The sequence below is a fragment of the Chryseobacterium sp. WG23 genome (genome assembly GCF_024586575.1).
Classification (GTDB): domain Bacteria; phylum Bacteroidota; class Bacteroidia; order Flavobacteriales; family Weeksellaceae; genus Chryseobacterium.
In genome coordinates this window covers 172819-195453 of sequence record NZ_JALCZE010000008.1, presented here as the reverse complement: position 1 = coordinate 195453, position 22635 = coordinate 172819, and the positions used below count along the sequence as shown (strand labels likewise).

19 protein-coding genes are annotated in these 22635 nt (G+C 36.3%); 7 read left to right on the top strand and 12 right to left on the bottom strand.

The features are described 5' to 3' along the window. Positions 1 to 338 precede the first annotated feature (338 nt). The gene (locus tag MP477_RS13970) at positions 339 to 2288 is read left to right on the top strand and encodes a M4 family metallopeptidase (RefSeq protein ID WP_257190890.1); all 1950 of its coding nucleotides are present in this window, start codon (positions 339 to 341) and stop codon (positions 2286 to 2288) included. Positions 2289 to 2363: 75 nt separating this feature from the next. On the opposite strand, the gene hemH is transcribed toward MP477_RS13970, so the two are convergent. From hemH to MP477_RS13955, 3 genes are read right to left on the bottom strand one after another with little or no spacing between them, the layout of a single operon-like run. Then, a complete protein-coding gene (gene hemH / locus MP477_RS13965) occupies positions 2364 to 3398 on the bottom strand; it encodes a ferrochelatase (RefSeq protein ID WP_257190889.1) in 1035 nt (344 codons plus the stop codon). Between the two features lie 15 nt (positions 3399 to 3413). Further along, the gene (locus MP477_RS13960) at positions 3414 to 3941 is read right to left on the bottom strand and encodes an NADPH-dependent FMN reductase (RefSeq protein ID WP_257190888.1); all 528 of its coding nucleotides are present in this window, start codon (positions 3939 to 3941) and stop codon (positions 3414 to 3416) included. Positions 3942 to 3951: 10 nt separating this feature from the next. Beyond that, positions 3952 to 4830 (bottom strand): NifU family protein, encoded by an 879-nt coding sequence (locus MP477_RS13955; protein WP_257190887.1) that lies wholly within the window; start codon positions 4828 to 4830, stop codon positions 3952 to 3954. A 167-nt stretch (positions 4831 to 4997) separates the two neighbouring features. Here MP477_RS13955 and MP477_RS13950 point away from each other — a divergent pair, with 167 nt between their 5' ends. Further along, positions 4998 to 5534, top strand: coding sequence for a gamma carbonic anhydrase family protein (locus MP477_RS13950; protein ID WP_230040812.1), 537 nt, complete (start codon positions 4998 to 5000; stop codon positions 5532 to 5534). Between the two features lie 184 nt (positions 5535 to 5718). Here MP477_RS13950 and MP477_RS13945 read toward each other — a convergent pair whose 3' ends face one another. Beyond that, positions 5719 to 6171 (bottom strand): hypothetical protein, encoded by a 453-nt coding sequence (locus tag MP477_RS13945; protein ID WP_257190886.1) that lies wholly within the window; start codon positions 6169 to 6171, stop codon positions 5719 to 5721. A gap of 82 nt (positions 6172 to 6253) precedes the next feature. On the opposite strand from MP477_RS13945, the gene MP477_RS13940 reads away from it, so the two are divergent. Continuing rightward, entirely contained in the window at positions 6254 to 8380 is a 2127-nt protein-coding gene (locus MP477_RS13940; protein ID WP_257190885.1) for a helix-turn-helix domain-containing protein, read from the top strand. 40 nt (positions 8381 to 8420) lie between these two features. On the opposite strand, the gene MP477_RS13935 is transcribed toward MP477_RS13940, so the two are convergent. Then, positions 8421 to 9242: a M12 family metallopeptidase gene (locus MP477_RS13935; RefSeq protein WP_257190884.1), complete on the bottom strand. Its 822-nt coding sequence runs from the start codon at positions 9240 to 9242 to the stop codon at positions 8421 to 8423. A gap of 467 nt (positions 9243 to 9709) precedes the next feature. Here MP477_RS13935 and MP477_RS13930 point away from each other — a divergent pair, with 467 nt between their 5' ends. The 3 genes from MP477_RS13930 to MP477_RS13920 all read left to right on the top strand — a co-directional run bounded on the left by MP477_RS13930 (position 9710) and on the right by MP477_RS13920 (position 12577). Then, entirely contained in the window at positions 9710 to 10717 is a 1008-nt protein-coding gene (locus MP477_RS13930; protein WP_230040804.1) for an LLM class flavin-dependent oxidoreductase, read from the top strand. 64 nt (positions 10718 to 10781) lie between these two features. Beyond that, a complete protein-coding gene (ribB, locus tag MP477_RS13925) occupies positions 10782 to 11903 on the top strand; it encodes a 3,4-dihydroxy-2-butanone-4-phosphate synthase (protein ID WP_047490331.1) in 1122 nt (373 codons plus the stop codon). A 92-nt stretch (positions 11904 to 11995) separates the two neighbouring features. Beyond that, the gene (locus MP477_RS13920; RefSeq protein WP_257190883.1) at positions 11996 to 12577 is read left to right on the top strand and encodes a Crp/Fnr family transcriptional regulator; all 582 of its coding nucleotides are present in this window, start codon (positions 11996 to 11998) and stop codon (positions 12575 to 12577) included. An 83-nt stretch (positions 12578 to 12660) separates the two neighbouring features. Here the strand turns inward: MP477_RS13920 and fmt are convergent, their stop codons facing one another. From fmt to folK, 6 genes are all read right to left on the bottom strand, one after another. Beyond that, entirely contained in the window at positions 12661 to 13605 is a 945-nt protein-coding gene (fmt, locus tag MP477_RS13915; RefSeq protein ID WP_257190882.1) for a methionyl-tRNA formyltransferase, read from the bottom strand. Between the two features lie 148 nt (positions 13606 to 13753). Next, complete coding sequence (locus MP477_RS13910; RefSeq protein WP_230040799.1) at positions 13754 to 15661, bottom strand: ATP-dependent DNA helicase RecQ; 1908 nt, start codon at positions 15659 to 15661, stop codon at positions 13754 to 13756. A 77-nt stretch (positions 15662 to 15738) separates the two neighbouring features. Then, positions 15739 to 17175 (bottom strand): OmpA family protein, encoded by a 1437-nt coding sequence (locus MP477_RS13905; protein ID WP_230040797.1) that lies wholly within the window; start codon positions 17173 to 17175, stop codon positions 15739 to 15741. Between the two features lie 219 nt (positions 17176 to 17394). Continuing rightward, positions 17395 to 18918, bottom strand: coding sequence for an OmpA family protein (locus MP477_RS13900; RefSeq protein WP_257190881.1), 1524 nt, complete (start codon positions 18916 to 18918; stop codon positions 17395 to 17397). Positions 18919 to 18962: 44 nt separating this feature from the next. After that, the gene (locus MP477_RS13895) at positions 18963 to 20075 is read right to left on the bottom strand and encodes an OmpA family protein (RefSeq protein ID WP_257190880.1); all 1113 of its coding nucleotides are present in this window, start codon (positions 20073 to 20075) and stop codon (positions 18963 to 18965) included. Positions 20076 to 20092: 17 nt separating this feature from the next. Continuing rightward, positions 20093 to 20509 (bottom strand): 2-amino-4-hydroxy-6-hydroxymethyldihydropteridine diphosphokinase, encoded by a 417-nt coding sequence (folK, locus tag MP477_RS13890; RefSeq protein ID WP_230040791.1) that lies wholly within the window; start codon positions 20507 to 20509, stop codon positions 20093 to 20095. Between the two features lie 20 nt (positions 20510 to 20529). Here folK and sppA point away from each other — a divergent pair, with 20 nt between their 5' ends. Next, a complete protein-coding gene (gene sppA, locus MP477_RS13885; RefSeq protein ID WP_257190879.1) occupies positions 20530 to 22284 on the top strand; it encodes a signal peptide peptidase SppA in 1755 nt (584 codons plus the stop codon). A gap of 78 nt (positions 22285 to 22362) precedes the next feature. Here the strand turns inward: sppA and MP477_RS13880 are convergent, their stop codons facing one another. Next, positions 22363 to 22623, bottom strand: coding sequence for a GlsB/YeaQ/YmgE family stress response membrane protein (locus tag MP477_RS13880; protein WP_202270897.1), 261 nt, complete (start codon positions 22621 to 22623; stop codon positions 22363 to 22365). Positions 22624 to 22635: the final 12 nt, after the last annotated feature.

The window sequence follows — 22635 nt, the reverse complement described above, 5'->3', positions numbered from 1 at the left end:
AATATATTTAAAAAAATAGGCTGTCTCTGATGAGATAGCCTATTTTTTTGTAAAACCTCATGAATGCTGAGTTTTAAGAAAATAGGGGTCTATTTGAGGTGTAAAATACAATGTAGTACATAATTAAAGTTTTAATTCACAAAATTTTGATTTGTATTAATATTATCAATTAAAGTATTTCTTAATGATAAAATTATCTTTAATTAATTCCTTTTTTCATAAAATCATAATTGTATTTTATTTAATAGTTTGCAATATGAATTGTATTTTAATTATTAAATATGTCTTTTTGTTGTTGGAAATATATAAATTCGTTCCTGTATTTAACAGATATTATTATGAGAACAAAGTTTATTTTAGTGGCAAGCGTTGCTGCCTGCTCTTTTGTTTTTGGACAAAACACACCATCAAAATTACTTCCGGGTAAAAGCGGATTACACGCAGAATTTATGCGATTTGATAAAAATGGCCCCGATTTTAAAGGCCAGCCTGTTTTATTTGATGAAGCCTCTCAAAGGCTTTCATCGGGACAAGCCCGCAAACTTGGATTAGAAAAAGATGCATTGGGCTTTGAAACCCATAGATTTCAACAAACAATTGACGGAATTCCTGTAGAATACGGAATGATGGCCGTACAGACTAAAGGAGGTAAAATTGTTGGAGAATCAGGAAAATGGATTCTTAAAGTTCCTGCCGGTATAGCGAAAAAAGCCAATGTTTCTGAAGCTGTAGCTCTGCAAAATGCATTGTCGTTTGTAGGAGCTGAATCTTATAAATGGCAGAATAAAGAAGAGGAAGAGTTTCTTAAAAAAGAATCAAATGATCCTAATGCCACTTTTGCCCCGAAAGGAGAGCTTGTTTATTACTCTAATCCTTCTGATGAAAAATTATCCGATGTAAAGCTTGCTTATAAATTTGATATCTATGCAGAAAAGCCTGAAAGCAGACAATATGTTTTTGTAGATGCTAAGAACGGTGAGATATTGGGAACAAATGCAATCATCCATGAGATAAATACCCCGGGAACAGGCACAACCGTTTATAGCGGAAATCGGAATATCATAGCTGATTCTTATAACGGAAGCTATAGATTAAGAGAAACTGGAAGAAATGGTGGAACCGCAGTGGAAACTTATAATTTGAATAAAGGAATTGACTTTTCAGCAGCTGTAGATTTTACAGATACTGATAATGCATGGAATAATGTTAATACTAATAAAGATCAATATGCTACTGATGCTCATTGGGGTGCGGAAATGACACTGGATTATTATTTCACAAAATATGGCAGAAAGAGTATTGACAATAATAATTTTGCAATAAAATCATATGTACATTACAAACTGAATTTATTCAATGCTTATTGGGATGGATCAAGAATGCTTTATGGGGATGGAGATTCCCGAAACGGGAACATGCCATTAACAGCTATTGATGTTTGTGGACATGAAATCACTCATGGTATGACTGAGAAAACGGCAAACCTGGTGTATCAGAGAGAATCAGGAGCATTAAATGAAGGTTTTTCTGATGTTTTTGGTAATACAATAGAGCTCTGGGCAAGACCTGCACAGGCAAGCTGGAAGGTAGGAGAAGATTTCAATTATCCAATCAGAGATATGGCCAACCCTAATGCTTACAATCAACCGGATACCTATATGGGAACTTACTGGAAAGATGCTTCAGTTTCAGGATGTAGAAAGCCTAGTAACTTAAATGATCAATGTGGAGTTCACACAAATTCAGGAGTTCTTAATTTCTGGTATTATTTATTAGTAAATGGTGGAACGGGAACTAATGACAAGGGGTTTGCTTATAATGTTTCTGCAATCGGATTGGATAAGGCAGGGGCAGTTGCTTACAGAACATTGACTACTTATCTTACGTCTACTTCTACGTATGCCAATGCAAGAACGTATTCTTTGCAGGCAGCGGCAGATTTATATGGAGCCGGAAGTAATGAAGTAACACAGGTTACCAATGCCTGGAATGCCGTAGGTGTTGGAGGAGGCACTTCTCCGGCAGGACTTATTGCTTCTGCATCAAAAGTTTCTCCATATAAAATCAGCCCGAATCCTGCCACAGACAGGTTTATGGTGGAATTTGAAACGAAAGCCGGAAATGGAGTGGTAGAAGTAGTGAGTTTAACAGGTAAAAGAGAGCTTTCTGAAAAAGTGAATCTTACTGACGGAGAAAACAGAATAAATATACAACTTCCTAATATCCTGCCTGGTGTATACGTTGTAACCGTGAATGGTCAGAATGCAGGAAATCTGATTAAAAAATAATCCTTAGTATAGTCGATTAAAAAAGGCCACAAGCAATTTGCTTGTGGCCTTTTCTATATTTTTATTGAAGTGAGATTATACCAAATAGAAATCATTAAGTTTTTCTTCGCAAAGTGTTTTTACCACTTCGATCCACCGGTCTTCATCATTCAGACATGGAATATAGTGGAAATTTTCACCCCCGCCATGCATGAACTGCTCTTTTCCTTCCACGGAAATTTCCTCTAAAGTCTCAAGGCAATCTGAAACAAAAGCAGGACAAACCACTGCAAGGTTTTTTACTCCTTTTTTCGGAATAGTTTCCAGGGTTTCATCCGTATAGGGCTCAATCCATTTGTCTTTTCCCAGTCTTGACTGGAAAGAAACAATAGTTTTTTCTTTTGGAAGGCCCATCTTAGCAATCACAGCTTCAGTGGTTTTATAACACTGATGTCTGTAGCAATACGCGTTGTGAGTGTCTACCTGACTGTTGATACAGTTGGCGTCATCAATTTTACAGGTTTTGGACGGATCTGTTTTATAGATATGCCTTTCAGGAACGCCATGATAAGAAAACTGCAGTGCATCAAAGTTTTCAGGAAGCTTTTCTTTAATACTCTCCGCAAGACAGTTGATATAAATATCCCTGTTATAGAAAGGCTGGATATAATTGATCTTTACTTTTGGGAATTTCTTTTTTCTTACCTCTTCTGCCTTTTCAATGACTGTTTCGGTTGTACTCATAGCATATTGAGGGTACAGTGGGAAAAGAACAATTTCAGAAACCCCCTGATCCACTAACTTCTGAATACCGGTTTCAATACTCGGTTCAGCATATCGCATTCCGATTTCTACAGGAACATCTACCACTTTCTGAAGTTTCTTCTGAATCTGTTCAGTAATAACGATAAGAGGAGACCCTTTATCTGTCCAAACTGTTTTATAAGCTTCAGCAGATTTTGCAGGTCTTGTGTTTAAAATAATCCCACGAACAAGAAGGGCTCTAAAGATCCAACGGTAATCAATTACCCTTTCATCCATCAAAAATTCATCAAGATATTCTTTTACATCGTTTACCGCTGTAGACTTTGGAGATCCAAGATTTACCAGTAAAATTCCTTTTTTATCCAATATTTTTTATTTTAATTATGAAACAGACCTGTTAAAATCTGTTACTAATTCTGAGACTCTGGCAAAGGTATTATTTTCAACTGAGCCATCACTGTTAAATTTCCCCTTTATTCCTTTTATCAGCAGCTGATGATCTGCTGCTATTGTTGCTCCGAGAGTTTTTAAAATCATTAATAGTTCTTCGTGACCTTTTTCTCCACTTGCTGAAGCAGTAATGACTGCTACAGGTTTCTCAGAAAAAACAGTCGTGGAAACACACCATTCCAAAAGATTTTTTAATCTCCCGGGAATGCTGAAAATATATTCCGGTGTACAGAATAAAACACCCGCTGAATGTTGAATTTCTTCTCTGATTCTTACTATATTTTCCGGAGTATGGCGATCCGTTAATGCAGTATCAAAATGAGGAAGAGCAGAAAGATCTTCAATCATTTTGAAATTAACATGCGGATGCTGCTCCAGCACCTGTTCTATCAATTTCTGATTACTGGAGTTTTTTGAAGCACTTCCAATAATTATTACAATTTTATTTCCGGGAGGCATTTTATTTCTGTTATCCGTTGACAGCTTCCACTCTTTCCACCAAATCGGGAACAAATTGCTTTAAAATGTTCTCAATTCCGTTTTTCAAAGTAGCCGTAGAACTTGGACATCCTGAGCAAGCGCCCTGTAAAAGCATTTTTGCAGTCTTGCTCGCTTCATCATATTCCATTAAAGAAATTTTTCCGCCATCATTTTCTACTGCAGGAGCAACATATTCATTCAGGATATCAGAGATCTTTTGCTCATCATCCGTATAATCTCTGTTGATGATTTTTTCAACAGGATTTTCATGTTTCTGAGGTTCAGCCTTTGATATTTCACCTCCATTCTGAAGATATTCGGCAATATGGGCACGAACAGTCATCATTACCTGATGCCATTCTACAGAATGATCTTTGGTAACAGCCACGAAATTATCAGAAATAAAAACTTCAGTAGCAAAATCAAATTCTTTGAAGATAGCTTCAGCTAAAGGAACTTCAGCGGCTGCATCTCTTGATTTTACTTCTACAAAACCATCCATCAGTAATTTGCTTGACACAAATTTCATCACGTTGGGGTTAGGAGTCATTTCAGAATAAATCTGATACATCTCTTTTTTCTTCTGAAGATAAATTCTTGGGTTTGCCAATAGCTCATCTTCAATCACATTTTTCAGACTTTCAGCAACATGTTCCCATTCTATGGTATCCTGTTTGGCTACAGCTACAAAATTAGCGGTAATGAAAACTCTTTCCACAAAAGGATAATTGAAAAGTTCTTGTGCTAAAGGAATTTCTGAAATATCTGAGTTTCGGTCCAATTCTAAAGATCCCGGGATGAGATTGTAATCTGCTACAAATTTCATCACTTTTGGATTTTCAGTTGGTTCTATAAGTACGGTACGCATTTTTTCGTTAAATTTGAGATACAAAAATACGCATTAGAAGTTAGAAGCTGAAAGTTAGGAGTTAGATTTTTGCTATCGCTTTAATTTAGAAGTTTGATACTCTAAATAAAAATGAGGTAAATTATAATTTTCAACCAAACTTATTTTTTAAATTTCAAATTAAAACTATGGCACTTGTAAAAGAACTTTTAGGGAAAATACCACAGATCGGAGAGAATACTTTCTTAGCAGAAACAGCAACCATTATAGGAGATGTTACCATGGGAAGAGACTGCAGTGTTTGGTATAACGCAGTAATCAGAGGTGATGTGCATTATATTAAAATGGGAGATAAAGTAAATGTTCAGGATAATGCAATGCTGCACTGTACCTACCAGAAACATCCTTTGAATATCGGAAATAATGTTTCCATTGGCCATAATGCTATTGTTCATGGATGTACAATCAAAGATAATGTCCTGATCGGAATGGGAGCTATTGTAATGGATGACTGCCTGGTGGAAGAAAATTCCATCGTAGGTGCAGGATCTGTAGTGACCCAGGGAACTCATATTAAATCCGGAGAAGTTTGGGGGGGCGTTCCTGCCAGGAAAATTAAAGATATCAATGCCCAGTTACTGGAAGGAGAGGTAAACAGGATTGCAGATAATTATGTAAAATACTCTTCGTGGTATAAGGAAAATGTAAAAGATTACGAATTATAATCGAGGATATCTGTTGCGGGTTTCAGGATGGAATAATTTTCTCTTCTGAAACCAAAACTTCATTTATCTTTACATCAATATATAACAAAGCTCCATATTTTGATGGAGCTTTGTATATCATCCTAGTATAAAAATTCCTAAAAAGAATTTGTAATGATTTGAGTATAGAACCTTTGCTTTATTTTTAATTGTTATCCGGAGTGATGAGCCTTATCTTTCCATTGACACATTTAAGAGACGTAGGAGCAGGGATCATCATACAATCAGACACAATATTATATTTTTCATTAAAAATCCTGACCTTTTCCGTGTATTCATTGATTCTCGACAAGATAGAGACTTCTATTTTCTTGGGGTAAGCAATATACTGCTGTGGTCCGCCGCACGACTTTAGTCCCATTGGAGCAAATGCCCATTCATTCACATCAGTACATTTTTCACCTGAAACCTCAGATTCAATGGATGCTTTTAATTTATCCAATAAAGCCTGGTCGTATTTTTGACTGTCCTGATCGGCAGGTCTTTCAGAAATATCTTTCGGAAGATTGGTATTTGCATTCTTCGAGGTATTACATGAAGTAAGAGTAAATGTAGTACATAATACTAGCAGAGGAATAAGGATAAATTTTTTTTTCATTATAGACATTGTTCTTTATAAGAATTTTCAAAACTTATGCCAAGGTAAGAAAATCAAATTCATTTCCGTATTTTTGACAACGATGAACAATCATTTTTTTGACTTATTAGAGCACACGAACCGAAGTGTCTTTCTAACTGGAAAAGCAGGGACAGGAAAGACTACATTTCTTAATGACTTTGTAAAACGGACAAAGAAAAAACATGTGGTAGTGGCACCTACCGGTATTGCCGCAATCAATGCAGGGGGAGTTACCATCCATTCTATGTTTGGATTGCCGTTAAGAACTTTTCTGCCTACCACAGAAAGGATAGATACCAGTTTGGCTAATAATATAGCTGACCTGATGCCCCATTTTAAATACCGAAAGGATAAACTTAAGCTTTTAAGAGAAGTTGAGATCATTATTATTGATGAGGTTTCCATGTTAAGAGCAGATGTTTTGGACATGATGGATTTTTCTTTACGGTTTATCAGAAGAAATAATCAAAGGTTTGGAGGAGTACAAATGCTGTTCATCGGAGATCTTTATCAGCTTCCGCCGGTAGTGAGGGATGAGCATATTCTAAAAATGTACTATAATTCACCATTCTTTTTTGATAGCCATGCCATTAAAGATATTCCTTTAGTGACCATTGAGCTGACGAAAGTGTACAGGCAGTCTGATGAAGAGTTCTTAGAAATTCTGAATGCTATCCGTGATGGGGATGTGGCAAATATAGATTTTGATTACCTGAATAAAAGGTATGATCCTGACTTCAATATAGGAAAAGAATCTTACGTTTACTTGTGCTCTCATAATAAAATGGCTGATGAGATCAACCAGGAAAAGCTGGCAGAAATAAAAGTGGATGCACAAACCTATGAAGCTAAACTTGTAGGAGACTTTAAAGAAAATCAGTTTCCTAATGAACAATTTTTAGAATTGAAAATTGGAGCACAGATTATGTTCATCAGAAATGATATTTCCGGGGAAAAGAGATATTTCAATGGGAAATTGGGTGAGATTATCGGATTGGACGAAAATGAAATCCGGGTTGTTCTGGATGAAAGCGAACTTGAAATCACTGTGAAAAGGGAGACTTGGGAGCAGAAAAAATATTTTCTGGATACCGATAAAACCATTCAGGAAGAAGTATTAGGGAGTTTCGAGCAGTTTCCGATAAAGCTAGCCTGGGCAGTTACCATCCACAAAAGCCAGGGATTAACCTTTGATAAGGTGATCATTGATGCAGGGAAAAGTTTTACTGCCGGTCAGGTATATGTAGCATTATCCCGTTGCAGAACATTGGAAGGAATTGTTTTAAAATCAAAAATTACTCCTGAAGTTATTTTTAAAGATAACAGGATTCTGCATTTCCATACAGATACTGTGGCCAATGACCATATTGAATCAATTCTGAATCAGGAAAAATATGATTACAGCATCAGAAAAGTACTTCGTACGGTAGATTGTGTATGGTTTTTGAAAGAAGTGGAAGACTGGAATAAACTGTCTGTTGTTACCAAAAATTTAGACCATGTTAAAACCAATCAGCTGTACCTTCAGCTGAAACATGAAAGCGTAAACCTTGGAAAGATTTTTGAAAAATTAGAGCGGATAATTTTCCAGAAGGTTAATAATTTCATTGAGAAAAAAGAAGAATGGTCTGAAATTGAAAGCAAAACAAAAGGAGCTGTTAACTTTTTCTTCGTGGAAACCAGGGATAAAATTTTTAATCCGTTAAAAGAGTTTTATGCTGAAATAAAAGGAGCAAAAGGCTTAAAGCAATATAACGATGAATTCAGAAACTGGCTGGAAGATATAGAAGAATATTTGAATAGCCTGAAAGATATTCACCTTCTTGAAACGAAACTTTTAGAGGAGAAAAATAATAAAGAAATCAATCTGAAAATTGCTAAAGTGCCTTCACAGGTTTTAACCTTTCAGTTATTTGAACAGGGGAAAACCATCGGAGAAATTGCCTTGGAAAGAGGTTTGGTAAAAGAAACCGTAATCGGACATCTTGCGAAATTTGCTGAACAGGGGCTGCTGGATATTTCAAGAGTAATTACTTCCGATAAAATCAAAGCTTTTGAAACAGAGTTTTATAAAAATCCACAAGAAACTTTGACAGAATGGAAGAATGTATTGCCAAGTAATTTTGAATTCAATGAGATCAGGATTCTGATCAATCATTATAATTATAAAAAGGAAAAGAATTCATAAGAATTCTTTTCCTTTTTAATTGATATCTTGGTTGTAAAAACTAGGGATACATCGTATTGATTGTATTAATATCTCCGGTTGTAAAACCTGTTCTGTTGTAGGTAAAAGTAGTATTGTTAGCCCTCTTAATAGTAGGCTGTCCGTTTTTAGAATAGGAATTAGGCCAATACATCATCACCGAATTAATATTGAAAGGACCTATATCTGTTCCGGAATTATACTTATTAAAATTATAAGCCTGCCCATCCTGAATATTGTTCCACTGGATACTCAGATACTGATCTCTGTCTTTACGTGCATGTTCATGATAAAGTCCTACAGTATGTCCCATTTCATGGATAACAGATCCCACAGAAATATATTGATCCAAAGAAATAGTTTGCTTTCCACCCTGATACCCGATATGGGCCCATCCATCTGATCCTGATGAACTTCCGAAAATAAATTCTACGTAATTAGCCTGATTGGTGCGCGGAATCCACTGGGTATTGGTTTTGGAATTATACTCATTAACCGCTGTAGTGATTTTATTAGCATTGATAGAGCCCATATTACTGGCAACACTATAGTAAATTTTAGCTCCCGGCCATCTTGAGAAACTGGCGCCTCCTTTATTAAGTGAGTTGTCTCCTGCCAGCTGTTGGTCGGAAAGTACAATATCTCCCTGGAAAAAATTCATTCCATTCTTCCTTTCGTATGTAATATCTTGCCCTTCCAGTCGTCCATTTTTAACATTTTCGAGCTGTAAGGCCTTGTTTTGAGCCTCCGCAGTAATCTCATCGTTGTTTTTACTACAAGACGCTAAAGTAGCAGCAATAATAAGACCTATAAAGAAAGTCTTTTTTGTCAGTTTTTTGTTCATAAAAATATTTTTAGTGGTGTTTAAGTGTATTTTATTTAAGTACTAATATAATAATTTATTTCTCTTATGTATGAATTATTTTTATTGAAATATTTGTTTTTGTAAGAATTGTTTATTTTTAATTGAAATATTAAACAGAAAAGGTTTTGACTACAGCCAATCCCTTTTTCTTACTATTTGTTGTGTGAATAGTAACTCTTTGCGTATTTTGAAAATTTTACAAAACCTATTCATGCCGGACCATGATGACCCAAGGATTTGTTTTCGATATACATGATTTTTGTTTTCATGATTTGAAATTTATTTAAGCAATGTATTTATCTGTGTAAGCAAAAGGAATCAAACAGAGCTTCAATTTCAATAGTTTTTGCCTGAACTTGGCGATCAGACTTATCAATTACAAAAAGTAACTAATGCAATTTTTATGTTTTAAATTTGTTTGGTTTTTTAAGCCCCAATTTATAATTATGAAAAATTTTGAAATTTCTGTTTTAGACCTTGCTCCGGTAAAGCAGGGAAAAAGCATTCATGATACATTTCAGGATAGCTTATCTTTAGCTACTCATACTGAAAACTTAAACTATACAAGATTCTGGCTTGCCGAACATCACAATATGGAAAGTATTGCGAGTTCTGCTACCTCAGTTTTAATTGGTTTCATCGCCAATGGAACAAAAAAAATAAGAGTGGGTTCAGGAGGAATTATGCTTCCCAATCATAGCTCTCTGATCATTGCAGAGCAATTCGGAACCCTGGAGTCTCTTTTTCCGGGAAGGATTGATCTGGGTGTAGGAAGGGCTCCCGGAACAGACGGATTAACGGCTCAGGCATTGGGAAGAAATCCGGCGATTATTAATGAACAGTTTCCAAGACAGATTATAGAGCTTCAACGGTATTTTTCCAAAGAAAATGCTGATGCGATGGTACGGGCTATTCCGGGAGAAGGCCTTGATATACCAATTTATATATTGGGATCAAGCACAGACAGTGCATGGCTGGCGGCAGAACTTGGACTGCCTTATGCATTTGCCGGGCATTTTGCTCCTGAGCAAATGGAAATGGCCTTTACAATATACAGGGAACATTTCCAACCTTCTCAATATTTAGGTCAGCCTTATGTAATGGCTTGTGTGAACGGAGTTGCAGCAGAAACTTCTGAAGAGGCTCATAAGCTTTCTACTACCTTATTCCAGGCATTTATCAATATTGTAAGAAATGACAGAAAGCCTTTTGCACCGCCGGTAGATGATATGGATGACATCTGGTCACCCATGGAAAAATCTATGGTTTTACAGAAGCTGAGGTATACTTTTATAGGAGACAAGGTGGAAATTCAGGAAAAAATTCAGGATTTCCAGAATAAATTCAACGTCGATGAGCTAATTATCAATTCTCATATCTACGATCATCAGAAAAGACTGAGATCTTACGAAATCATAAGAGAAGCGGTCAACTCTTTATCTCAAGCACAATAAACCATTCATATTAATTGGCAGATGCTTATTTTTATAAGTATCTTTGCAAAAATAAAAAGTAAAAATGTCCGATATTAAATTAAATACTATTCCAGAGGCTATTGAAGACCTTAAAAATGGTAAAATAATCATAGTAGTAGATGATGAAGATAGAGAAAATGAAGGTGACTTTCTTTGTGCTGCTGAACTGACAACTCCGGAAATTATCAACTTTATGGCCCTCCACGGTAGAGGACTGATCTGTATGCCTCTTCCTGAAAAAAGATGTGATGAGCTTGGATTAGAGGTCATGGTAAGCAGAAGCAGTGATCCTAAAGAAACTGCTTTTACCGTATCTGTTGACCTTTTGGGTAATGGAACTTCTACAGGTATTTCTGCCGGTGACAGAGCTAAAACAATTTTGGCTTTAATGGATGAAAAGTCTAAACCTACGGATTTCATGAGACCCGGACATATCTTCCCGCTTCGTGCAAGAAAAGGAGGCGTTTTGAAAAGAGCAGGACATACTGAAGCTGCTATTGACCTTACTCATCTGTCAGGATTGAAAGAAGGGGGAGTAATCTGTGAGATTATGAATGAAGATGGTACAATGTCTCGTTTACCGGAACTTCACGCATTCGCTCAGAAGCATGATATGAAAATTGTTTCTATTGAAGATTTAATTCATTATCAGCTTAAAAAAGGAAATCTGGTTGAAAGACTTGAAGAGAAAAAGGTAAAAACGCATTACGGTGATTTTGATTTCTACGCGTTCAGAGAAACTTCGAATGACCAGATCCACTTTGCTTTGACAAAAGGGGCATGGACGGTAGATGAGCCTGTTTTAGTAAGAGTACAGTCTTCAGATTCTTATTTTGATGTATTGACTAGATTAAATAACGGAGAAAAACCTTTATTGGAAAAAGTAACCGGTATGGTAAATGAAGCAGGAAAAGGAGCTATTATTTTCATCAATAATGTTTCCAACTCTGAAAATACATTGAGAAAACTTCAGCAGTTCCTGAATTATCAGGACGGGCAGGAGCAACACCCTACTTTAGCATACAACTACAGAGATTACGGTATTGGAACGCAGATCTTAAAGAATTTAGGAATTAATAAGTTTAAAGTAATCACTCAAAACCCTAATATCAAACCTCAGGTTGGAGGATATGACGTAGAAGTTACTGAGCTGGTTCAGTTATAACAGATGATCAATAGAGTATCAGCTTTGCTGAGAAAATATTGAAGAACAAAAAAGGTTTAGGATTTTTCTAAACCTTTTTTTATTTTTAAACCATGACAAAGTCTTTAAAAACACATATCAGAGGTTATGTAGATATTTCAGATGAAAAACTGAATCAGTATTGTAATGCTTTTCATCTTCAGAAAATAAAGAAAAAGGATTTTCTTTTAAGAGAAGGGGAGATTTGTGGATTTGAAGGGTTTGTAGTGAATGGATGTTTTAAAGTTTCCCATACAGATCCCCATGGCGCAGAACAGATACTGTACTTTGGAATTGAGGGCTGGTGGCTTTCAGATATTGACAGCTTTATTACAGGTGTTCCATCAAAACTCAATATTCAGGCTATTGAAGACAGTGAAATTCTTCTTATTTCAAAGAAAGATAAAGAAAAATTTTATCTTGAAATTCCTGAAATTGAAAAATTAATGAGACTGAAGTTTCAAAGGTCAATTATTGCGTTACAACGCAGGATTATTGATAATCTAAGCAAATCGTCAGATGAACGTTATCTGGACTTTCTTAAGGAATATCCTGAAACAGCTCATCGTCTTACCAATATACAGATTGGAGCATATTTGGGAGTAACTCCGGAGTTTATAAGCCGAATACGCAGAAAAATTGTAAGTAAGAGTTAGTCTTCAACCACAAAAGGCTTACCATCTTATTTCAAACAAAATATAAAGCCTTTTGTGATTGAAGTTTTAATATATAGCCAGGCTTATAATGTTATTTCGTCAAAATTTCTGAAGCCGTTCAGAAAGTCTTTTACAGTCATTCTTTTCTTTCCTTCCAACTGAAGTTCTTGTGGAAAATACACTCCATCCTGGGTATAAATTTTAAACTCATTTTTTGAAATATCTAAAGTTCCGGAAGGTTTTCCGTGATTTGAGATTTCAAATTTACCCCCGAATATTTTTAATCCTTTTTCTTCCTCACCAATTTTTAGAGTGGTGAAAGCTGCAGGATATGGAGACATTCCAAGGATAAACTGATGAACGGTCTTTGAAGGAGCATTCCAATTGATTTTGGTGTCCTCCTTAAATATTTTATAAGCATTTTTAGGATGTTCTACTTGTGGCTGGGGTCTTTCCTCAATGGTATTTTCAGCCAGTCCATCCAATGTTCTTACCACCAGTCTTGAACCCATTTCCATCAGCCTGTCATGCAAAGCTCCTGCATTTTCGTCAGGTAAAACTTTAAGTTCTTCCTGCAAAAGAATATTCCCTTCATCTATTTTTTCGTTGATGAAGAATGTAGTGGCTCCAGTTTTTTCTTCGCCATTAATTACGGCATAATTGATGGGAGCTGCTCCTCTGTAATCAGGTAATAAAGAGGCGTGAAGGTTAAATGTTCCCATAGCTGGCATTTCAAAAAGAACCTTAGGCATCATTCTAAAAGCAACCACCACAAAAACATCAGCCTCAAGATTTCTAAGTTCCTCTAAAAATTCAGGATTTCTCAATTTTTCAGGTTGGAAAACAGGAATATTATTTTCAGAAGCATATATTTTTACAGGTGACTGGTGAATTTTCTGCCCACGTCCACTTGCTTTATCTGCAACGGTTACAACACCTACAACGTTATGATGAGATTGATGAATAGCCTCCAAAGAAGTCTTTGCGAATTCCGGAGTTCCTAAAAAAACAACTTTCAATGATTTCATAGCACAAAGATAAGTTTTTCGCGGATAGTTGCAGGTTTGAATTAGATAGAAGAAACGCTATCCAGCCTGGCAAAAAAATCTTATTCCATCTTCTAGGTCTCCAGTCTCTAAGTCTCCATATCTCTTGTCTCCGGTCTTATCCGCCTCATCACTCATGATTCAGTGCATATGTTCTGAAATTAAGCATTTTTACTTTTCCGGCATCCAGCAGGTAAATCAGGTTTTCTAAAATGTTTTCTTTAGAATGGTAGCTTAGCTGTACCGAAAGTTCTTCAATGGTTGCTGATCTCTTGGACAGTAGATTGATAATTTGCTGAGAAATATTTTTTCCGAAAATAGATTGCTTATTCTTTTCGCATACAGAACACTGACCACAGTTTTTTGAATTTTTTTCACCAAAATAGGAGAGGATAAGCTTCATCTTACAATAGTCTTTATTTTCCACGTAAAATTTCATTTCCTCCCATTTCTGGATTTTATTTCTCTGAATATGCTCAAAAAGTTTCCAGTAGGTATGATTGATGATTCTTTCGTCACGGGGTTTTAAAAACTTGATGCTGGCAAGCGCACCATCTATATATTCCAGGTAGTTTTTCTGCTGAAGTTCTTTCAGGCGTTCTTTGATCAAAGGAACACTGACCTCAATTTTGTTGCTTACCTGCTGTTCACTGAACATTACTTTATGAGTGGTGAGACCGGATATAGTCCGGAAAAGGAGTTCAATAAAATAGGCGTCTTTCTGTGGCAGCTGATCTATTTCATCGGCTTTCATAAAAAGTTCCAGTGAAGAAAGGCTTTTATGATCATTATAATAAATGATTTCCTGATTGTGGAGGAAATTAAGAACATTATTAATTTTTGCCTTAGACAGTCTTGTGAAATTCTGTATTCCCACAGTATTCAGCTGAAAGGTTTTTTCTGGCTGTTCAAATTCGGCAACCTGAAAAATAGAGTAGAGATAACTGATAATTTTTAAAAATTCAGCTTTATTGGGAATCTGGTTTTTTAAGATCTGATCAAAGTTCAGCAGCTCCTGTTTATTCCAAAGCATAAAAGCAAAACTGTCTTTTCCATCTCTTCCTGATCTTCCTATTTCCTGATAATAGTTCTCCAGAGAAGCAGCAGGGGAATAGTGAATCACAAAACGTACGTTATCTTTATCAATCCCCATTCCAAAGGCATTTGTAGAAATAAGAACATGATTATCACTTCTGTTCCAGATATTTTGCTTGGTATTTTTCTCTTTTGTCGTTAAGCCTGCATGAAAATAATCTACATTTTTCAACTGATTTTTGTTCAGGAACTCGGCTAACAGTTCTGCTTCTTTTCTTGTTCTTACATAGATGATTCCTGAATCTGTATTGTATTTCAGGATATCAAAAATACGTTGAAATTTATCAGCAACCTCTTCAGTGAAAATTTTGATATTGTCTCTTTTGAAACTTTTTTGAAATACGGAGGGCTTTCTAAGTTCTAGTTTGTTTTTAATTTCTTCAAGCACCTTTGGAGTTGCTGTAGCTGTTAGGGCAAGACAGGGAATTTCAGGATTGTTTTTTCTGAAGTCTTTTATATTCTGATAACTGGGGCGGAAATCCTGTCCCCATTCTGAAATACAGTGGGCTTCATCCACAGCAATGAACGAGAGCTGAATATCCTGAATATTCTGTAAAAACTGAGTATTGGTAAGCCTTTCCGGAGATACATACAACAGTTTTGTCAGCCCTTCCTTACATCGGCCATAAATAGCTTCCGCATCATATTCATCCAATTCTGAAGACAGGTATTCTGCTTCTATATTTCGGAATTTAAGCTGATTTACCTGGTCTTTCATTAATGCCAACAGTGGGGAAATGACGAGGCATGTTCCTTCTTTTAGCAATGCCGGCAGCTGATAGCATAAAGACTTTCCGGCCCCTGTGGGTAGTAAGACCAGTGTATCTTTTTCGTTAATAACAGAATTGATAATTTCTTCCTGAGAATCTCTGAAGTTGCTATAACCCCAGAAATACTTAAGAGTATCATACTTTAGCTTTTGAAAATCTTGCGGAGAAATCATAGGGTAAAAATAAGGAAAGTAATATAACAAAAAAAGCCACGCAATGCGTGACTTTCATATAATACTTAATAAGTTTATTATTTAGCTTCGAAGTATACTCTTCTGTTCGCTCTGTTTTTCCATTCAGGGCATTTTGTAGCTGGCTCACATTCAGGGTATTTAAGGTCTTTTTCACCTTTTCCTACTGCATTAAGTTTACCATTTTGAACACCGTTTTTAATCAGGTAATTCTTCACATTATTAGCTCTTCTTTGAGATAACTTTTGGTTATAAGCATCAGTACCTCTTGTATCTGTAGCACCAATTACACTGTAAGAACCATTTGAAGAATTGATATAGTTAACAGCATTATTTAAGATTGGAGTATTTGATGGTAAAATTCTGTCAGAATTCAAATCAAATTCAATACCTTCCAGTTTAGTTTCAGTTTCTACTACAGGTCCGGTAGTAGTGGTAGGGCAACCGTTGTTTTCCACAGGTCCGGGAACAGTTACACACTTATCGTAAAGGTCAATAACGCCATCTAGATCTGTGTCAAGAGCAACACCGGCACCATCCACTCTCGCTCCGGCAGGAGTATCAAGCTGTCTGTCCCAGTCATCACATACACCGTCGTTATCAGCATCACCTTTTTTACATACTTCAATATCCTGGTTTTTGTTAGCCAGAACGTCAAGTTTGTAATAGATTTCCTGAAGTGGGTCATGCCACATTAAGTGAGATTCGTGTTTTCCTAGCTTTATGGAAAGTCCTAAAGTAGCATTGAAGAAATTATCTGAAACCTGCTCAGAACGCTTGTTGATAGCACTGTATGCATCACCGCCACCGTCAAATTCATCATCACCGGTAATCACATACATCAATCTACCTTCAAGGTCGATTCTGTTGTTCACTTTGAACTTCAGACCTGTACCGGCCTGCATAAACATAGAACCTAGTTTGAAAGGTTTTACTTCAGTCATTAACCTCTGTCCTTTGCTGTCTTTCTGGTATGCTCTGTAGGCAATGGTACCTACCCCTGCATATCCATGAAGAGCCCATCTGTAAGTAGAATGATTATCTACTCTTCTTAAAAGGTTAGAGAAGTTGATATCTCCTAAGATAGAGATGGCATCATACTGAGTTCTTGCCCCTACAGCTGCAGCATCGGGAGCAGCATCTTTAGTATTGAACCAACCCTGTCTTGTTTCTCCTCTGTCATATTGTAGCTTCAGACCAAAAGCATGAGTAATGGCCTTATCGATACTTACATAAGCAGAGTATCCGAAAAGGTTTTTACCATTTCCATTCTTAATGGACGTCAAATCTGATGATTGAAGAAGAGGAACACCCGCACCTACTGAAATCGACCAGTCATTAAATCTCTTCGATTGGTTTGTAAATGGGGAAACGTTGGCAGATCCCGAAGAAAATGTATTGGGATACGTTCCTGTTGAAACTGCCGTTGAGTCTTGTGCATAGCTGGCGCTTGGTATAGCTAATGCCAGAGCAACAATTGCTAAACTTAATTTCATAGTGTTATTTTTTTAAGTTAAGTTATTTTAAATGATTTTATTTATTAAAAACTAATTTTATGTTAATTTTTTTCTAAATTGCTTAAAAATTAACTAATTATTATTTGCAATTAACAGAGTTTTAGCCCTGAAAATGATATAAAGATAGGTAAAAAAATCCAAAATCGAAAAAAAAACCGAAAAGAAGAATTCTTTTCGGTTTTTTTTTGTTATAAAAAATTATTTTTTCTTTTTCTTACCAGTAACTTTTTTTACTGATTTTTTTACCGGAGCATCTTCATAGTCTTTCTTTTGGATAGAATTCCATTCAGAAGCTTCTATAAATTTTACAGTAACTTTTCTGTCTGCTAATCTTTCGGCATCAGAAGCTGATGCAGGAATTGTAGCTTCTGCAGAACCTACTCCTCTTGATTTCAGTACATTTTGGCTGATACCTCTGTTTTCAAGAGCACCTACTACTGCAGCCGCTCTTTCTTTAGATAATCTAAGATTATAAGCTGCATTTCCTTTGCTATCTGTGTGACCGGTCAGTAAATAATTACCTCCGTTTTCTTTGATAATTGAAGCTGCAAGATCTAATTTACTGTTAGACTCAGGTCTTATCGTAGCTTTATTGAAGTTAAAGTAGATATCTTTAAGTGTTTTCTCTACTTCTACTGCTGTCTGATTATTATCCTTCTTTACAGGGCAGCCGTTGTTTTCCACAGGTCCCGGAACCGTTACACACTTATCGTAAAGGTCAATAACGCCATCTAGATCTGTGTCAAGAGCAACACCGGCACCATCCACTCTCGCTCCGGCAGGAGTATCAAGCTGTCTGTCCCAGTCATCACATACACCGTCGTTATCAGCATCACCTTTTTTACATACTTCAATATCCTGGTTTTTGTTAGCCAGAACGTCAAGTTTGTAATAGATTTCCTGAAGTGGGTCATGCCACATTAAGTGAGATTCGTGTTTTCCTAGCTTTATGGAAAGTCCTAAAGTAGCATTGAAGAAATTATCTGAAACCTGCTCAGAACGCTTGTTGATAGCACTGTATGCATCACCGCCACCGTCAAATTCATCATCACCGGTAATCACATACATCAATCTACCTTCAAGGTCGATTCTGTTGTTCACTTTGAACTTCAGACCTGTACCGGCCTGCATAAACATAGAACCTAGTTTAAAAGGTTTTACTTCAGTCATTAGGCTCTGTCCTTTGCTGTTTTTCTGATATGCTCTGTAAGCAATGGTACCTACCCCTGCATATCCATGAAGAGCCCATCTGTAAGTAGAATGGTTATCTACTCTTCTTAAAAGGTTAGAAAAGTTGATATCTCCTAAGATAGAGATGGCATCGTACTGAGTTCTTGCCCCTACAGCCGCAGCATCGGGAGCGGCATCTTTAGTATTGAACCAACCCTGTCTTGTTTCTCCTCTGTCATATTGTAGCTTCAGGCCAAAAGCATGGGTAATGGCTTTATCGATACTTACATAAGCAGAGTATCCGAAAAGGTTTTTACCATTTCCATTCTTAATAGACGTCAAATCTGATGATTGAAGGAGAGGAACACCTGCACCTACTGAAATCGACCAGTCATTAAATCTCTTAGACTTGTTGGTAAATGGGGAAACATTGGCAGATCCTGAAGAGAATGTATTGGGATATTCTCCATTAGAAACTGCAATGCTGTCTTGCGCATATATAGCACTAGGGATTGCCAGTGCCAATGCAGCAATTGCTAAATTAAATTTCATCGTGTATTATTATTTGATATTTTTTTGATAAAACGCTCGTCAACTTATTTGGTTGGGCATCCGTTGTTTTCTACAGGTCCCGGAACCGTTACGCATTTATCATATAAATCTATAACTCCGTCAAGGTCCATATCCAGAGCAACACCGGCACCATCTACTCTTGCACCTGCAGGAGTATCAAGTTGTCTGTCCCAATCGTCGCATACTCCGTCATTATCAGCATCTCCTTTTTCACATACCACAAGATCATTTGTAGCATTTTCTAAAACGTTGAGTCTGTAATATCCTTCCTGAAGTGGATCATGCCATGCTAAGTGGGAAGTGTGTTTTCCTAGTTTGAAAGACATTCCTAAGCTGACTGTCCATGCATTATCGGATCTTTTTGCATTAAGCATGTTGTATTTTGAATTTTTTGACGCTGGATCATAATCATTGGCATCAGCCCATCCGCCACCGTCAAATTCATCATCACCACTTATGAGGTACATCGTTCTTGCTTCAACATCAATAAGTTTTGAAACCTTGTATTTAACTCCGAAACCTCCCTGATAGAAGATAGAGTTAATGTCAATGTCCTGTTTGATAAATAGAGGAACTCTTTTTGGACTATTGCTCCATCTGAATTCATCATTGTCATGCAGTGAAGTTCTGAATGCTTGAACCCCAATTCCCGCATATCCATGGAATGCCCATCTGTAAGGAGAATGATTGTCAGTTCTTCTTAATAAATTTGAGAAGTTGATATCCCCTAATAAAGATATTTGATCAAACTGGGTTGTAGCAGTACCTACACCTGCTAGCTGGCCTGCTGCACCTGGAAGCTGACCTGTTTGCTTAGTTTCTCCTCTCATATACATTACGCTTAAAGCGAAAGTATGTGAAATTTGCTTATCCACGCTTACGTAAGCATTGTAACCCCAATTCGTTTTGTCTTTATTGATTGATGTAAGATCCGAGTGGACCATAAATGCTGCACCTCCTCCCACAGAAATTGACCAGTCATTGAATCGTCTGGCTTTGTTGTCGAATGGCTGTACATTAGCGGAACCTGAAGAAAAAGTATTAGGGTACTCAGTTGAAGAATTAACTGTAGTACTGTTGTCTTGCGCATAAGCTGCAATTGGCAGTGTAGCCAATAATAATAAACCTAATTTCATACAGTATGTTTTATGTTTTAAATAAAATCTTTTAATAATATTCTGGAAAATTCCCTTTCAAAAAGATGTTTTTTATGAGGGATTTCTAATCTTTCTGATATAAAATTTAATTCATTATAGGTAATGATATCAATATCTATTATTCTGTCTGCATAGCCTCCAGATACTTTTGAATCATTAACTCTTCCCATTTCAACTTCAATATCTTTAATAAAATCAAGCAGTTGAATTGGCGAAAGATGAGTGAATATTACTGCTGCAATATTACAAAAAATATTGGAACTGACAAATTCTACGGGCTCGGACATTAAAAATTCGCTAATTTGTGAAATGTTGTTTCCACCATCGCTAATTTTCTGTAAGGCAAGCTCTACATTTTTTTTTTGATCTCCAAGGTTACTTCCTAGTAACAAAACCACCTTTTGCTGCGACATATTGGAAAATTGATTGATTTATGAGAAGTTTCTTTAAAAATGTTTTGGCAAATATAGTTGCAATTGTGATACTTTGCGCTTTATTTTTCATCTTTTTCATTATGATGCTTGTGTTTAGTTCTATGGGGAATGATAAGTCTGTGACGGTAAAAAAGAACTCGGTCCTTACGATTAATTTAAAAACACATATCATAGACAGCCCTACTGAAGAGGAAGGTGGATTGTTCGGAATTAGCAACCAGAACAAGAGTGTTCTTCTGTATGATGCGTTGGAAGCAATCAATAAAGCGAAAACGGATGATAATATTAAAGGGATCAGTATTGAAGTGGATGACTTAAATGCCGGGCTTACCCAGATTGATGATATCAGAAATGCTATTGAGGATTTCAAAAAAAGTGGAAAGTTTGTGTATGCTTACGGAAATGGAGTTTCACAATCTTCTTATTATTTGGGATCAGTAGCTGATCAGTATTATCTGAATCCTGCCGGTGGTATTGAACTGAAAGGATTGTCCACAGAAGTTACTTTCTTTAAAGATTTTGCAGATAAATACGGGATAGGAATCGAAGTTATACGTCATGGTAAATTTAAATCAGCAGTAGAACCTTTTTTAAGGAATGATATTTCTCCGGAGAACAAAGAGCAGCTAAGTACACTTTTGAATGATCTTTGGAAAAATACATCCGGTAAAATGGCTGTTTCAAGAAAAATTGATACTGCTCAGTTTAAAATGGTTGTTGACAGTTTATACGGAATGATTCCTGAATTGGGATTACAATACAAGCTTGCAGATAAACTTGTTCAAAAGACAGAATATGATGATATGATCAAGTCTAAGCTAAGCCTGAAAGACAAAGAAAAATTAAATAAGGTCTCATTGGCTAATTATATAAGCTCTTATTCAGATGATGATAAATCAGGAGAAAAAGTAGCGGTATTATATGCTTCCGGGTCTATTAACAATGGTGACGGATACAATGATATTTATGCTGAAAAATATGTAAAATACATCAAAAAACTTCAGGATGATGAAAAAGTGAAAGCGGTTGTTTTAAGAATCAATTCTCCAGGAGGTAGTGCGAATGCCTCGGATGAGATTTTATTTGAACTTCAGCAGCTAAAAAAGAAAAAGCCGCTTATTGTTTCTTTTGGAGACTATGCTGCTTCCGGAGGATATTATGTAGCGATGGCTGCGGATAAAATTTATTCTGAGCCTAATACACTTACCGGTTCAATTGGAGTTTTTGGAGTGATTCCTTATTTTAAAGATATTGCGAATAAAAACGGAATTCGTGCAGACGTTGTTGCAACTAATGCTAACTCTATGTATTATTCCGGGCTGAACGGAGTGACGCCTTATGGAGTGAATATGATGACAAGGGGAGTGGAAGGCACTTACAAGAGATTTGTGCATTTTGTAACGCAAAACAGAAAACAGACTTTTGAACAGATAGACAGTGTTGGCGGTGGCAGAGTATGGAGTGGAGTACGTGCTAAGCAGATTGGTTTGGTAGATGATTTGGGAACACTTAGTGATGCCATAAAGTTTGCGGCACAGAAAGCAGGATTAAAGTCTTACCATGTAGATTCATTTCCTAAAAGAATGTCTCCTTTTGAACAGATATTTAATGATCTGAATGAAGACGATGTTTCTGCGAAATTGATCAAAAATAAGATAGGAAAAGCCAACTATGAAATCTTACAGCAGATTACGGATAAAAAACTTCAGGCTGATGTAAAGATGACAATGCCTTACCAGATTAGAATCGACTAACTAAATTATATTGTAAACAAAATCCCGGATCTGATTTCAGTTCCGGGATTTTATTTTATAATAAGTATTGGCTGAATATTAGCTTTTCTTTGTAGCCATTCCATAAATCCAGAGAATGATTAAAGCTCCTCCAATAGATAAGATCCAGCTTCTTGGATTCCAAAATGAGGCAATATCTCCCCAATGTAAAATATAAACTCCTATAGCTCCTCCTAAAAAGGCTCCCAGAATTCCCAGGATAATAGTGATTAGCCATCCTCCACCCTGAGTACCGGGCATGATCATTTTAGCGATAGCTCCTGCAATAAGACCGAATAAAATCCATGTTATTATTCCCATAGTTGTAAATTT